General features: G+C 58.9%; 12 protein-coding genes. 6 read left to right on the top strand and 6 right to left on the bottom strand.

Annotation, left to right across the window (positions count from 1 at the left end; genetic code table 11):
* Window positions 1-6 precede the first annotated feature (6 nt).
* Both BJ885_RS07585 and BJ885_RS07590 read right to left on the bottom strand, forming a co-directional pair.
* A complete protein-coding gene (locus BJ885_RS07585) occupies window positions 7-993 on the bottom strand; it encodes a DUF979 domain-containing protein (RefSeq protein WP_121931571.1) in 987 nt (328 codons plus the stop codon).
* A complete protein-coding gene (locus BJ885_RS07590) occupies window positions 990-1,712 on the bottom strand; it encodes a DUF969 domain-containing protein (protein ID WP_047647698.1) in 723 nt (240 codons plus the stop codon). The genes BJ885_RS07585 and BJ885_RS07590 overlap by 4 nt, the downstream gene beginning before the upstream one ends.
* Before the next feature lie 199 nt (window positions 1,713-1,911).
* Between BJ885_RS07590 and BJ885_RS07595 the strand changes: the two genes are divergently transcribed.
* Complete coding sequence (locus tag BJ885_RS07595) at window positions 1,912-2,457, top strand: winged helix DNA-binding protein (protein ID WP_023335754.1); 546 nt, start codon at window positions 1,912-1,914, stop codon at window positions 2,455-2,457.
* A 2-nt stretch (window positions 2,458-2,459) separates the two neighbouring features.
* Here the strand turns inward: BJ885_RS07595 and glgX are convergent, their stop codons facing one another.
* From glgX to treZ, 3 genes are read right to left on the bottom strand one after another with little or no spacing between them, the layout of a single operon-like run.
* Window positions 2,460-4,535: a glycogen debranching protein GlgX gene (glgX, locus tag BJ885_RS07600; RefSeq protein WP_121931572.1), complete on the bottom strand. Its 2,076-nt coding sequence runs from the start codon at window positions 4,533-4,535 to the stop codon at window positions 2,460-2,462.
* Window positions 4,536-4,550: 15 nt separating this feature from the next.
* Entirely contained in the window at window positions 4,551-7,019 is a 2,469-nt protein-coding gene (gene treY, locus BJ885_RS07605) for a malto-oligosyltrehalose synthase (RefSeq protein ID WP_121931573.1), read from the bottom strand.
* Window positions 7,016-8,803 (bottom strand): malto-oligosyltrehalose trehalohydrolase, encoded by a 1,788-nt coding sequence (gene treZ / locus BJ885_RS07610; protein ID WP_121931574.1) that lies wholly within the window; start codon window positions 8,801-8,803, stop codon window positions 7,016-7,018. The genes treY and treZ overlap by 4 nt, the downstream gene beginning before the upstream one ends.
* 132 nt (window positions 8,804-8,935) lie before the next feature.
* On the opposite strand from treZ, the gene BJ885_RS07615 reads away from it, so the two are divergent.
* The 4 genes from BJ885_RS07615 (at window position 8,936) to BJ885_RS07630 (ending at window position 12,340) form a co-directional block, all read left to right on the top strand.
* Window positions 8,936-9,463 (top strand): GNAT family N-acetyltransferase, encoded by a 528-nt coding sequence (locus BJ885_RS07615; protein ID WP_029741295.1) that lies wholly within the window; start codon window positions 8,936-8,938, stop codon window positions 9,461-9,463.
* An 86-nt stretch (window positions 9,464-9,549) separates the two neighbouring features.
* On the top strand, window positions 9,550-10,299 hold the full coding sequence (locus tag BJ885_RS07620) for a 5'-nucleotidase, lipoprotein e(P4) family (RefSeq protein WP_375714065.1): 750 nt from the start codon (window positions 9,550-9,552) through the stop codon (window positions 10,297-10,299).
* A 141-nt stretch (window positions 10,300-10,440) separates the two neighbouring features.
* A complete protein-coding gene (locus BJ885_RS07625; RefSeq protein ID WP_121931576.1) occupies window positions 10,441-11,427 on the top strand; it encodes an MBL fold metallo-hydrolase in 987 nt (328 codons plus the stop codon).
* 1 nt (window position 11,428) lies between these two features.
* Window positions 11,429-12,340 carry a LysR family transcriptional regulator gene (locus tag BJ885_RS07630; protein WP_121931577.1) on the top strand — a complete coding sequence of 304 codons (912 nt, stop codon included), beginning with the start codon at window positions 11,429-11,431 and terminating at the stop codon, window positions 12,338-12,340.
* On the opposite strand, the gene BJ885_RS07635 is transcribed toward BJ885_RS07630, so the two are convergent.
* A complete protein-coding gene (locus BJ885_RS07635; RefSeq protein ID WP_121931578.1) occupies window positions 12,331-13,215 on the bottom strand; it encodes a LysR substrate-binding domain-containing protein in 885 nt (294 codons plus the stop codon). The two genes, BJ885_RS07630 and BJ885_RS07635, sit on opposite strands and share 10 nt — an antisense overlap.
* Window positions 13,216-13,327: 112 nt before the next feature.
* Between BJ885_RS07635 and BJ885_RS07640 the strand changes: the two genes are divergently transcribed.
* Window positions 13,328-14,815, top strand: coding sequence for a UbiD family decarboxylase (locus BJ885_RS07640; protein WP_121931579.1), 1,488 nt, complete (start codon window positions 13,328-13,330; stop codon window positions 14,813-14,815).
* Window positions 14,816-14,821 lie beyond the last annotated feature (6 nt).

The following is a 14,821-nucleotide window of genomic DNA, read 5'->3' on the forward strand; positions in this document are numbered from 1 at the left end:
AGCTCCTTAGCGAAACACGAGGAAATACATGAGGAACACGTTCACCACCAGCAGGGTTAACGCGGTCGGGATCTGGATCTTGATCACCTGATACTTATCTTTCAGCTCCAGCAGCGCGGCGGGAACGATATTGAAGTTCGCGGCCATCGGCGTCATCAGCGTGCCGCAGTATCCCGCGTACATGCCAATCGCCAGCAGCGGCGCCGGGTTGCCGTGATGCACGTTGATCAGAAACGGCAAGGCGATCCCCGCGCTCAGCACCGGGAAGGCCGCAAACGCATTCCCCATGATCATGGTAAACAGCGCCATCCCCACGCAGTAAATCACCACCAGCATAAAGCGGTTATCCGGGTTAACGAACAGGCTCACCACCTTCTGCACCGAATCACCGGTATTGGCCGCCACAAACACGCCGCCGAGCATGGCCAGCATCTGCGGCAGGATCACCGCCCAGCCGATGGTATCGACAAGACGACGAGACTGACGAATGGCATGCAGCGGCGTGCCCTTGGTCAGCCACCAGCCGGTGAGGATTGCCGCGACGCAGGCCACGCACAGCGCCGCGAGGGTGAGCTGCTTCTGGTCGAGAAGATAAACGCCGCCAACCGAAACCCCTTTCAGGAAAAGGGTGCCGATAACCGTCACCACCGGGATCATCAGCGCGGGCAGGAACAGCCAGTTTTTAAGGCGATTTGACGACGCGAGACGTTCATCTTCGGTGGACATTTTATAGTGCCCTTTCCCGACCATGCCAAAGCCCGCCAGCAGCGCGATAGCGATAACGCCCCCGCCGATTATTCGGTACGCCAGCGATTTCCCCAGCTCCTGCACCATCAGGTCACCGAACAGGAAGATCCCGCCGAATAAAAACCAGAACAGCGCCGTGGTAAAGCGCTTCGGATTGGCGCGATCGCGCAGGGTCATCACAACCAGCAGCATCACGACGAAGCCGATCAGGTAGTACACGCGGTTAATGGTGATAAGCGTCATCATTGCGCGGCCCCCTGCGTACCCTGCTCTGCACGCCAGGCCATGACGTCGCGACGGATGCTGGCATCCAGACGCAGCAGGCGCGTCATATGAATAACTAATGCCGCAATGGCGGTTGGGATAGCCCACAGGCCGATATGCAGCGGTTCGATGCCCGAAATACCGTTCTCTTTCAGGAACGCGTCGATCAGCAGCACCGCGCCGAAGGCAATAAAGATATCTTCCCCAAAGAAGACCGCGATGTTGTCGCACGCGGCGGCATGGGCTTTGATTTTGTCGCGGATGTGCTGCGGCAGCTCGCCGTATTCGTTCAGCGCCGCCCCTTCGGCCATCGGCGCCAGCAGCGGACGCACCGTCTGAGCATGACCGCCCAGCGACATCAGCCCCAGCGCGGCGGTGCCCTCACGGGCGACAAAATAGAGCATCAGAATTCGCGCCGAGGTCGCGCTGGCGATCTTCGCCACCCAGGCCTGGGCACGCTCCTTGAGCCCGTAATATTCCAGCAGACCAATCACGGGCAGGATCAGAATGAAGGTCGCCAGCGATCGGCTATTCACGAACTTTTCGCCAAAGGTCTCCAGCAGCATCCCGAAATCCATCCCGACCAGCAGACCCGTCGCCAGCCCCGCCACCACGACCACCAGCAGCGGGTTGAAGCGCAGTGCAAAACCAATAACCACGATCGGTATCCCGATCAGCGGCAACAGCGTAGTACCGTCCATAACGTTTACCCTATCCAAAGTGAGCGTTGCGCGCCGACGGCTATTTTTTTAATTTGCGGCGAGCGATGTTGTGTTTTTCGTCAGGTTTCGGAAAACCTGCGCTAAAAAGCTATATCTGAACCTCAAAAACATGTAAACAAATTATCAATAAAATGTTCTTATTTTATCGATGAGTTTACATTTCTGGCTAAGGAACGTTATGACCTCGAAAAAGAGTGCTTCACCCGATCGCGACGATATCAACGATGGCCGGATCGTCTCTTCCCGCCATCTGGTGTCCGAGCGCTGCGCGGAACTGTCAGAGCTGGAGTACGCGCTGATCATGACCAGCAACGCGTTCAATAAATGGATGGTGCGCTGCATGGCCGCTGCCGGTGAACCGGATATGGGCGCATTTGACGTCTCGCTGCTGCATCATGTGAACCACCGCGACCGCAAGAAAAAGCTGGCCGATATCTGTTTCGTACTTAACGTGGAAGATACCCACGTTGTGACCTACGCCCTGAAAAAGCTGGTCAAAGCGGGCTACGTGACGAGCGAGAAAGCGGGCAAAGAGCTCTTTTTCTCGACCACCGAGGAAGGGAAAGCGTTGTGCATGAAGTACCGGGACGTGCGGGAGGCGTGTCTGATCGCAATCCACGCGGAGAGCGGCATTGCCGGGAAGTCGATTGGCGAGACCGCGCAGCTGTTACGCACGATCTCCTCCCTGTATGACACCGCCGCCCGCGCGGCGGCATCACTCTGAAGCTAAGGACGTCTAAAGAGGGTAATACTGCGTCCGGCCAGTTCGTACTCTACGGTTTCGGTGAACGCTGTCCCGGCGGCAGCGCCATCTGCCGTAGACAGCTCCAGCACCCATCCCCCTTCGCCAAACTGCGGGATCTGGAACGGCACGGTGCCTTCAAACGGGTTGAACAGCATCAGCACGTCGTGCCAGATGCCGTCCTCCTGCCTGAGATCCGGCCTGCTGATGGAGACCCCGAGCGTTGAGCCTTCATCCCACTGCTCGGCCTGCTGCGGGCCGCCTCCGGCATTGAACCAGCGGATCTCCAGCCCGTCGCGCCAGCTTTCACGGCGCAATAACGGCTGCGATGCGCGAAGCGCAATGAGCCGTCGGGTAAACTCGCGCAGCGCATCGTCGTTTTCGGTTACCCCGTTCCAGTCGATCCACGAGATCTCGCTGTCCTGACAGTAGCCGTTGTTGTTGCCCTTCTGCGTGCGGCCAAACTCGTCCCCGGCCAGCAGCATCGGCGTGCCGTGGGAAAACAGCAGCGTGGTCAGGAAATTACGCTTCTGCCGCTCGCGGGTGGCAATAATATCCGGGTTCTCCGTCGGCCCTTCTTCGCCATAGTTGTACGAGCGATTATCGTTATGCCCGTCGTTATTGTCCTCGCCGTTGTCGGCGTTATGCTTCTCGTTGTACGACACCAGGTCATTCAGCGTAAAGCCGTCGTGAGCGGTGATGAAGTTGACGCTGGCCCACGGGCGACGCCCGCGCAGGTCGTACAGATCCCCGGAGCCCAGCAGGCGTGCGGCAAAATCGGTAGAGACGTTATCGCCCTTCCAGTACTCGCGGACGGTATCGCGGTATTTGTCGTTCCACTCCCCCCAGCCCGGCGGGAAACCGCCGACCTGATATCCGCCGGGGCCAATATCCCAGGGTTCGCCAATCAGCTTCAGTCTCGATAACACCGGATCCTGCGATATGGCGTCGAAGAAACCGCCGCGCGGGTCAAACCCTTCCGGCTCGCGCCCCAGTATCGTCCCCAGGTCGAAACGAAAACCGTCAATATGCATCGACTCCGCCCAGTAGCGCAGGGAGTCCATCACCATCTGCAGCACGCGCGGGTGCGAGGTGTTGACCGTATTTCCCGTCCCAGTGTCGTTGATGTAGTACCGGTGCTGGTCCGGCAGGGTGCGGTAATAGCTGTAGTTATCAATCCCCTTGAACGAGAGCGTGGGGCCAAGCTCGTTCCCTTCCGCCGTGTGGTTGTACACCACGTCCAGAATCACCTCGATGCCCGCATCATGATACGCGCGGACCATGTCGCGAAAGCCCTGGATCCCCGCCGGGCCATAGTAGCGCGACGCCGGAGCAAAAAAGCCGAGCGTGTTATAGCCCCAGAAATTCTTCAGGCCACGATCGAGCAGATGCCGATCGTCCGGGAACCAGTGAACCGGCAGCAGCTCCACCGAGGTGATGCCAAGACTCTTGATGTAGTCGACCGAGGCTTTGTGTCCCATCCCCTCAAACGTGCCGCGCAGCTCCGGAGGAATTGCCGGGTTCATCTGGGTAAACCCTTTCACGTGGCTCTCATAGACGACGGTATGCGGCCAGGGCACATTGGGCCGGCTGTTGTCCTGCCAGTCAAAGGCGTTCGGGTCGATGACCTTGCATTTCGGGGTGAACGGCGCGCTGTCGCGCGTATCAAAGCTTAAATCTAATTCGTCATGCCCCAGCTCATAGCCGAAATGGGCGTCGTTCCAGTCAATATCGCCCACCAGTTCACGGGCGTAGGGGTCGATAAGCAGCTTGTGCGGGTTGAAGCGATGACCGTTTTCCGGGTCGTAGGGGCCGTAGACGCGGTAGCCGTACAGCGCACCGGGCTTCAGATCGGGCACATAGCCGTGCCAGACCTCATGGGTATATTCCGGCAGTTCCAGCCGGGCGATTTCGGTTTTCCCGGACGGGTCAAACAGACAGAGCTCCACCCGCTCGGCGTGAGCGGAGAACAGCGCGAAGTTGACCCCTTTCCCGTCATAATTAGCACCCAACTGCTGGCCATGACCGGCCCGAATTTCAAACGTATTATCCTTTGCCATTTTCGTTCTCCACGATTATTCGCAGGTAAGCAGAACCAGTACACATCCCTTTTCTGACGTTAAATCCAGCTTCTCTTGCAGAAGGCGGCTTTCACCGCTGAACAGATCCCGATAGCGCTTCCCGGCCAGTTCGTCGGGTATCGCTACCGTGGTATTAACCCACAGCGTTTCGTTGCCGTTGACACCAAAAACCAGACGCGGCACGGCAACAATCAGCGCCTCGTCGTCCTTAACGCGCGCATAGGCAATCAGGTTCTCCTCGCGATCGCCGGAAACCTTAAGCGGCAGCCAGTCGCCGTAGCGGAATAGCGCGGCGTAATGCGGACGCAGCCGCAGCAGCGTGGCGGTGACGAACTGTTTAACGCGCCCGTCTCGCCAGCAGGCCGGGTTGTCAAACACCGTGGCATCCGCCGCGCTGAGGTTGTGCACCAGGGTCGGGAAGTCCGGCTCCCGTCGGTTATCCGGGTCGACCAGGCTAAAGTTAAGCGCCTCGCTGCCCTGGTAGATGTCCGGCACGCCGGGAGCCGTCAGCTTGATCGCCGTCTGGCTGAGGCTGTTCATCAGCCCGGCCCGGATAAAGGGCTGCATCGCCTCGCTAAAATCCTGCAGGAACAGCGCGTTGTCCGGCGAAAGCAGGTGCCGCGCATAGCTCAACACCACGCTCTCATAGCTCTCGTTGCTGTCGATCCAGTCGGTGCGCTGTTTTGCCTCGCGCAGCGCTTTCTCGAGGAAGCCGATAAAACGCGCTTCGAGTTCTTTAAGCCCTTCGGCGTCGTCCGGAGACTGCGTGGCGGGCCAGACGCCCGCCAGCGCCTGATAGATCATCCAGGTATCGGCGGCGTTCGGCGCGGTGCCGTCATTGAGAAAACGCACCTGGGTCTGGTTCATCTGTCGCCAGCGGGCCAGGTTCTCACCCCAGCGTTCAGGGGCTTCCGTCAGGGTGTAGAGTCGCGCCCGGGCGTCTTCCCCGCGCTTGGTATCGTGAGTGGAGGTGCCCAGCAGCGCGTCGGGCTGACGGGCCAGACGAATGCGCATCTCCTGGTGGAAGCGGGATAATGAAAACGCGCGCGGCGTCGGGTCGGCGCCCACTTCATTGAGCGCCAGCTCCAGGTTGTGGCGGAAGAACAGCGTGTCTTCAACGGACTTCGCCATCAGCGGCCCGGTAAGCTGCTGGAAGCGGGTTCTGAAAAGCGCGGCGGACTCGCGGCAATCTTCCGGCAGGTCGCCGGTAAGAATGCGCACAAGCAGGCTCAGCGCCGCTTCAGACGTCTCCACGCTGGCGACCACGCGGTTAAGCAGCGCCACGTCAGGCGGGGTTAATCCCTCCCGGGTGCCGTAGGTGCGGTAGACCGGAAAGGCGATAAGCAGCTCGCGCAGCGCGTGGCGGATCTCCTCGCGCGGCAGCGCAACCTCATTGCGGCGGGCCAGATCGTCAGCAAGGTTAAGAAGCGTGGTGAATTCCCCCTCAAAATTGCGGTCGGTCATCAGGCCCTTGGCATCGCGCAGTTCCGCGTGGCGATCGACCGTTATCCCCAGCGTTTCGTCGTGGATGGTCTCCAGGCGCGACAGGTTATCGTCGTCGACCAGCACTTCCGCCAGCGAGGCGATAAACTCGTAGCCGGTGGTGCCGGATACCGGCCAGTCTGCGGGGAGCTGTTCTCCCTTCGCGAGAATTTTTTCAACCGTGATGTAGCACTCGGGCCCGGTTTTCTCCCGCAGGCGCTGCAGATACCCCGGCGGATCGGCCAGGCCGTCGATGTGGTCGATTCGCAGGCCATCCACCACGCCCGCGTGAACCAGCTCAAGGATCAGCCGGTGCGAATCGTCAAAGACCGCGTCGTCTTCAACCCGAACGCCGACCAGCCCGGTGATCTCAAAGAAGCGCCGCCACGAGAGCTGCTTCGGCGCTTCCCGCCAGGACATCAGCCGCCAGCTTTGCGCGTCATGCAGCTCAGCGATGCTCTTATCCTCGCTGTACGTGCCCGGGTTGAGCGGATACGCCGTGTCGTAATAGACCAGAGAGGCTTTTCCCGTGACAGTGTCACGACTTAGGGTGATGGCCCCCTTCTCCAGCTCCGCCTCAAAGGCGTCGCCGAGGAACGGCAGCGTAAGCGGGCGCGAGCCGTCGATATCGAAATAGCGGAAATAGCGGCTCTGCTGGCCGTATTCAATCACGTCCCGCCACCAGAGGTTTTCCAGCGAGGTGGACATATGGTTAGGGACGATATCCAGAATCAGCCCCATGCCGGCCTGCTTAAGCGCCGCGGCCATGCGGTTGAAACCGTCTCGTCCGCCGATTGCGGGGTCAATTTCATTCGGGTTGGTTACGTCATAGCCGTGAGTGGAACCCGCTGTGGCGGTAAACACGGGCGACGCGTAGAGATGGCTGATGCCGAGATCTTTCAGGTAAGGCACCAGCGCCGTAGCGCGGTCGAAGGTCATGCCGTTACGGAACTGAATACGGTACGTGGCGGAAGGGATCATAACGATGCTTCTCCATCAGCAAAGCGAACGACAATACCGTTCGGCGGTAAAACGTCAGTGACTTCCGGCCAGGCAAAGCGCGTCTCACCCGCGAGTTCGGGCAGCGCGACGGGCTTATTACCGATATTCAGCGCCAGAGAGAGCGTCCCCGACGTGAAGCGCCAGCTCACCGCCACCATGCCGGGCGCGGTCTTGATTACCTTGCCCTCAACGGCGCCGCCATGATGCAGAAGCGGAACGATATGGCGATGACGCAGCGTCAGCAGGTGGCGCGTGAAGCGCAGCCACGTTTTACCTTCGTCGGTGGCAATCTTATTCCAGTCGAGTTTTGAACGGATAAACGTGTTCACGTCGTTCGGATCCGGGACGATTTCATCGTGCCCGGCGTGGCCGGTAAACTCTTTTGCGCGCCCTTCCCGCACCGCCTTTGCCAGATCGCCGTGAAAATCGGTGAAGAACAGGAACGGATGCGTTTCACCAAACTCCTCGCCCATAAACAGCAGCGGGATATGGGGAGAAAGCAGCAGCGCGGCAAGCAGCACCCGCGTCTTGTCGGCACCGGCCAGGGTGATAAGCCGCTCGCCCTGGGCGCGATTCCCGGTCTGATCGTGGTTCTGAATAAAATCGACGAAGAACTGCGGCGGCTGCGTCTGGCACTCCACTCCGCGGGATTCGCCGGTTTGCAGCGACACCTCGCCCTGGTAGACAAAGCCTTCCGCCAGCGCCCGGGCGAACTTTTTCTCCGGCTCAAAGGCAAAATCCTGGTAATACGCGTGGGTCTCGCCGGTGGCAAACACGTGGGCGGCATTGTGGAAGTCATCATTCCACTCGGCGGTGAACAGCGGCGTGTTGCCCTGTTCATCGCGCGGGTGTAGAAAAATCACGTTGCGGCTGTCTTCCGTGGTCAGGTGAACGTGGCGGTGCGGGATCGTCTCGCGGATTTTGGCGGCAATCTCCTCCAGAATGTGCGTCTCCGAGGTGTCTTTAATCTGATCGATGGCATCAAAGCGCAGGCCGTCCAGACGATACTCCGTCAGCCAGTAGAGCGGCGCATCGGTGATGTACTGCCTCACCGGCTCGCGCTCGTAAGCGATGCCGTTGCCCCACGGCGTCATCCTCTGTGCATCAAAAAACGCGGGCGACAGTAGGGGCAGATAGTTCCCCTCGGGGCCGAAGTGGTTGAGCACGATATCCAGCACCACGGAGAGCCCCAGCCCGTGCGCAGCGTCGATAAACGCGTGGAAATCCTCCGGCGTACCGTAGGCAGAGTGCGGGGCGTACAGCAGCACGCCGTCATACCCCCAGCCGCGGGTACCGCCAAACTGAGAGACGGGCATCACTTCAAGCTGGGTAATACCGAGCTCTGCCAGATACGGCAGCTTGTCGATGGCGGCCCGGAAGGTGCCCTCCGGGGTAAATGTGCCAATGTGCAGCTCGTAGATAACCGTGTCTTCCCACGGCCGCCCTGCCCAGTCCCGGTTGACCGGCTGATAGCGTTGGGGATCGATAACGACGGAGGGGCCGTTAACGTCGCCCTTCTGCGCGCGCGAGGCGGGATCGGGCACCGTCATGCCGTCCTGCAGAACAAATTGATATTCTGCACCGTGCGTGACGCCGGGTACGTCTGCCTGAAACCAGCCGTCGCCAGCTGCCGTCATCGGCACGTCGGCGGCGGCCAGACGTAGCGTAAGTTCTTTCTGTCCTTCTGCCCAGACGCGAAAACGTACAACGTCATCGGAAATAAACTCAGCACCCCACTGCTTTTGAAATGTCCTGAATTCCATTCATTGTCCTCGAATGACCCACATTTTACGCGGAACGAAGTACAAGCTTAGTTCAGGATTAAAAGTGTGTTAGGCCAGCGAATTTAACCGCTTCGTCTATTCTTTATGAAATAACTCACTACAGGGAATACTATGCAGATTCGAAAAGGACTCAGTACCGACCTCACGCGCCTTGAATGCTGTGACTTTTCTTTCACCATTAGCCACATTGCGCGAGAGCCCTTTATCCACTGCGATTTACATATCGAAGCCGTCGCCGTTCCCTGGATTAAAACCTACGAGCTCGACATCCAAACTCTTGAAAACCACTGCGTTAATCCGGACGCCATATTTCTTATTGCCGAAACGGATGACGGGGAAATTGCGGGATTTATTACCGCGTCAATCGGCTGGAATAAATTTATCTCGGTGGATTACATTGCTGTAGAGCGCACGAAACGCAGAACCGGCGCCGCGCAAAAATTAATGGCCGCCGCGCACGTGTGGGCCCGCAGCGTAAACGCCCCGGGATTACGGCTTGAAACACAAAATGTGAACGTCTCTGCCTGTCTCTTTTACCGCAACTACGGGTTTACCCTGGGCGGATACGATCGTTATCTCTACAATGCCTTACCGGAAAAGGACGAGATCGCCCTGTTCTGGTATTACATGCTGGTCTAACGGCACGGCCTTCATATTTCTGTCATTGAATTTCATTACGCTTTCGGGATTTTAACCAGGGTGTTGAGGAAAAAAGCGTGAATTCAATGGCTAAGGCATTACTGCTGGCATTACCTGTTTTGAGTGCAACGGCAGCGGCGACGGCCGCCGGGGGCGAGCTGTGTGAACCCAAAGCGTACGAAATGGCGCTGCGCTATCAGCAGAAATCGGCAGAGATTATGGCTCTTCAGCTACAGACGTATCGGTTTGCCACCGAGCGTTTCAACGAAAAGTTAAAAGATCTGAAAACGCCTGAAAATTACGCCGTGGTAATGGACCTGGATGAAACGGTACTGGATAACACCCCTCTGCTGGTGCGCGACACGGAGCAGTGTCACGACTTTACCAAATGGGACACCTGGAGCGACTGGGAGAAACAGGGAAAACCCGGCTTAATTCCGGGAGCGAAGGCGTTTCTTGACCATGTGAATCAAAGCAAGGTCCGTATCTATTACGTCTCGGACCGCATGCAGGAAAATAAAGCCGATACGCTCAGGACGTTAAAAGCCCTGGGACTTCCGCAGGTGTCCGATGAAAGCGTGCTTCTGGACACGGTAAGCAAGGAAGAGCGTCGCCAGAGCATCCTCAAAAAGCAGCAGATCGTGATGCTGTTTGGCGATAGCCTGCCGGATTTCGCCGTGCAGTTTAAAAACAAAAAGCCGAGCGAGCAGCAGCGCGAGCTGGTTGAGGCCAGCGCGGAACACTTCGGAAACGACTGGATTGTGCTGCCAAATGCCGCTTATGGCTCCTGGTCGAAAGCCACGCCGGACGGCTGGAACGCGCCGCTGAAAAAATAACGTTTTACGGGCCGGGAAAGGCTTCACCGCCACCCGGCCTCTTCGCTATGCTATCCACCGCGTTTATAGGTCCTATCATTTCTGGGCAGGTTCTTATAATTTTACGAAGAAGTAAGATGAGCGCTTTCAAAGGAGACTCGTATGCTTACCGTGAAAAAACTTGCTCTGTCCACGCTGATTTCCAGTTCATTGCTTTTTTACCCTGCGCTGCAGGCGTCGGCAGAGACGCCCCAGCACGTCGTTAAACAACCGGCGGGCGGATACAGCGTTCAGGTCGGCGACGTTCTGGTGACCTCGTTTACGGACGGGACCGTCGCGCAGGATCTGCACAAGCTGCTGCGCCGGACAACGCCGCAAAAAATTGATGCGCTGCTCGCGAAAAATTTCCAGACCAACCCGCCTGAGGTATCCATCAACGCGTTCCTGATTGCGATGCCCGGACATAAAATTCTGGTGGATACAGGCTCAGGCCAGCTCTTTGGCCCCGGCAACGGCGGACGTCTGATTGAGAGCCTCGCCACGCAGGGGATTAAACCCGAGGACATTACTGAAGTCCTGCTGACTCACGCCCACTCCGATCATGCGGGCGGCCTGGTGAAAGACGGCAAGGTGGTGTTCAGCAACGCGCGCGTTTTCGTTGGCAAACCGGACGTCGACTTTTTCTTTAACGACGAGAATCAGAAAAAAACCGGCTACGGCAAGAATTACTTTGACGTCGCGCAGAAGACCTTAAAACCCTATCTTGACGCCGGTAAAGTGGTGCCGTTTAGCGGCACTTCGGAGATTCTCCCGGGGCTCACCGGCACGGTTCATCCCGGCCATACGCCCGGCTCAGCCTTCTACACGCTGACGAGCAAAGGCGAGAAAATCACCTTTGTCGGCGACATCATTCATGCCGCGGCGATACAGTTCCCGCAGCCTGACGTGACCATTACCTACGATGAAGATCAGAACAAAGCGGCAAGCGTGCGCGAACATGCGTTTGCGGACTTTGTGAAAAATAAAGACCTGGTTGCCGCGCCCCATCTGCCGTTCCCGGGTATCGGCTATGTCACCAAAGGCGAAAACAGCGGCTATGCCTGGGTCCCTGTAACCTATACCAACCGGGACGCCGGCAGCGCGAAATAAGATGACGCCCAGCTCTGACATGGACATAGACCTGATCCTGACCCTGGACGCCCTGCTTCAGGACAGGAATATCACCCATGCGGCCGCGCGGCTGGGCATCAGCCAGCCCGCGCTGTCCGCTCGTCTGGCGCGTCTGCGAACGCTGTTTGGCGAACCGCTGTTTATTCCTTCCCCACATGGACGTGGGGTGCTGCCCACGCCGCGAGCGGAAGCGCTTAAGCCTCAGGTGGAGAGCGTGCTGCGCGGCATCAGCGCGCTGTTTGCCCCCACCACGTTTGATGCGCAGACCAGTACCCGGACCTTTGTCATCGCCCTGCACGAAAACCCGGCGCTGATGCTCGGCGCCGGGCTGCTTAACCAGGTGGGTACCGAAGCTCCAGGTATTCGCCTGCGCTTCGCCCTGCCACAGATGTCCGAACTGGCGCAGCAGCTGGAAAACGGAGATGTGGATATCTACATCGGCGTAAGCGCGGGCGCCCATGACGGCTGGGTGAGGCGCAAACTGCTCGACGATACGTTTGCCACCGCCCAGCGCAAAGGCCATCCGCGCGGGACCGGAGCGTTAGACCTGGAAAGCTACTGCGCGCTTTCTCATCTGGTGGTGTCATCGGCGGGAGATCCGTTTACCGGCTTTGTCGATCAAACCCTGGCCGGGCTGGGCTACCAGCGACACGTTGCGATGTCCACGCAGAGCTACGCCATGGCGCCTGCGCTTGTTGCCGGTACCGACCTGGTGTGCACCCTGCCGGAACGGATGCTGAAACAGTTTGCCAGCACGCTGGATCTCTTTGCGCCGCCGCTGCCGCTCCAGCCGATTATCATCAACATGTACTGGCACCCGAAAAACAGCCAGGATCCGGCGAACGTCTGGCTGCGCGAGCAGCTGCTGCAGGCCGCCGGGCGTCAGGTGTGATCGAGCGTAACCAGAAACTTTTTAAGCACTTCTGAGCGAATAATCCGGTGACAAACCAGCGTCAGCTCGCTTTCCCGGAGCCGGTCGAGGATGTCCACGTAAACCACATTCTCGACGCTCACCGCCTTTGCCGACGCGGGCAGCAGCGCCAACCCAAACCCCGCCGAGACCAGGCTTATCACCGTGGGCACGTCGGTCGCGTTTTGCACCACGTCCGGCTGAAAGCCCGCCCCGCTGCAGGCGTCATAAAAGTACTGTTCCAGCCCCATTCCCTCCGGGTCGCGCAGGGAGATCCATTTTTCGTCTTTCACCGACGAAAGCGTCAGCGCGGAAGATCCCGCTAGCGGATGCTGACGATACAGTGCCAGCACCGTTTTCTCTGACGTGAACGGGCGGCTTTGCAGATCGTCAGGCAGCGACGGCAGTGGCGCCCGGATAATAGCCACGTCGAGCTGGTTGCTCTGCACGGCGGCGTAGAGCGTCTGCACGTTTCCCGTCACCAGCGACATGGTAATGGCCGGCCAGCGCGTATGCATCTGGTGCAGCGCGGCGGGCAGCCTGCCGTCGAACATCGCGCTCGACACGCACCCCAGGTTTAATACCCCCTGCTCGCCCCGTGCCGTTTGCCTGGCGTCGAGAATCGCCTGCTCGGTCAGGGAAATGGCGAGCCTGGCTTTCACCAGAAACGCTTCACCCGCGGGCGTCAGGGTTAAGCGGCGATTCGCCCGGCTAAAGAGCGTGACGCCTAACCGTTCTTCCAGCGCCTTTATCTGCTGGCTCAGGGCCGGTTGCGCCATGTTCAGACGCTCGGCGGCCCGGTGCATATGGAGCTCTTCGGCCACGACGATGAAATGGCGCATCTGACGAAACTGCACGGAACGCTTCCTTTTTTGATATGAATTTACTTATCAATTTAGCAGTAATGATGCAATTGATGCTATTGGTCATTGCCATAAAAATGGAGGTATTCAAACGAGGGAGGAAAATATGGAAAACCCGATCAACGATCTCCGCAGCGCCATCGCCCTGCTTCAGCGCCACGAAGGGCAGTATCTTGAAACCGATTATCCGGTCGATCCCAACGCGGAGCTGGCGGGGGTTTACCGCCATATCGGCGCGGGCGGCACGGTAAAACGTCCCACCCGTACGGGACCGGCCATGATGTTCAACAGCGTGAAGGGCTATCCTGGCTCCCGCATCCTGGTGGGCATGCACGCCAGCCGCGAGCGCGCGGCGCTGCTTCTGGGCTGCGAGCCCTCTGAGCTGGCAAAACACGTCGGTCAGGCGGTGAAAAAGCCGGTTGCGCCGGTTGTCGTTCCGGCCTCGCAGGCGCCCTGCCAGGAACAGGTTTTCTACGCGGACGACCCTGACTTCGACCTGCGCAAGCTGCTTCCGGCCCCAACAAACACGCCGATTGATGCCGGTCCGTTCTTCTGTCTGGGGCTGGTGCTGGCAAGCGATCCGGAAGACAGCTCGCTGACGGATGTCACCATTCACCGCCTCTGCGTTCAGGAGCGCGACGAGCTTTCCATGTTCCTTGCCGCCGGTCGGCATATCGAAGTCTTCCGCAAAAAGGCGGAAGAGGCCGGAAAACCGCTGCCGGTAACGATTAACATGGGGCTCGATCCCGCCATCTATATCGGCGCATGTTTTGAGGCGCCCACCACGCCGTTTGGCTACAACGAGCTGGGCGTCGCCGGGGCGCTGCGCCAGCAGCCTGTCGAACTGGTGCAGGGCGTGGCGGTAAAAGAGAAAGCGATCGCGCGGGCGGAAATCATCATCGAGGGCGAACTGCTCCCTGGCGTGCGGGTAAGAGAAGATCAGCACACCAATACCGGCCACGTGATGCCGGAGTTCCCGGGCTACTGCGGCGAGGCGAACCCGTCCCTGCCGGTGATCAAAGTGAAAGCCGTGACCATGCGAAACCACGCGATCCTGCAAACGCTGGTGGGACCGGGAGAAGAACATACCACGCTGGCCGGTTTGCCGACGGAGGCCAGCATTCGCAATGCCGTTGAAGAGGCGATTCCGGGCTTCCTGCAAAACGTCTATGCGCATACCGCGGGCGGCGGTAAGTTCCTCGGGATATTGCAGGTGAAAAAACGCCAGCCGTCAGACGAAGGTCGTCAGGGCCAGGCGGCGCTGATTGCCTTAGCCACTTACTCGGAGCTGAAGAACATCATTCTTGTCGATGAAGACGTGGATATTTTCGACAGCGACGACATCCTGTGGGCGATGACCACCCGCATGCAGGGTGATGTCAGCATCACGAATATTCCGGGGATCCGCGGCCACCAGCTGGATCCGTCCCAGTCGCCGGATTACAGCACCTCGATTCGCGCAAACGGCATCTCCTGCAAGACCATCTTCGACTGCACGGTGCCGTGGGCGCTGAAGGACCGCTTCGAGCGCGCGCCGTTTATGGAGGTGGATCCGCGTCCGTGGGCGCCGGAGCTATTTGCTGATAAGAAATAGGGAAGT

This window comes from Enterobacter sp. WP_7_1 (assembly GCF_003688535.1).
In the GTDB taxonomy this organism is placed as follows: Bacteria; Pseudomonadota; Gammaproteobacteria; order Enterobacterales; family Enterobacteriaceae; genus Enterobacter; species Enterobacter asburiae.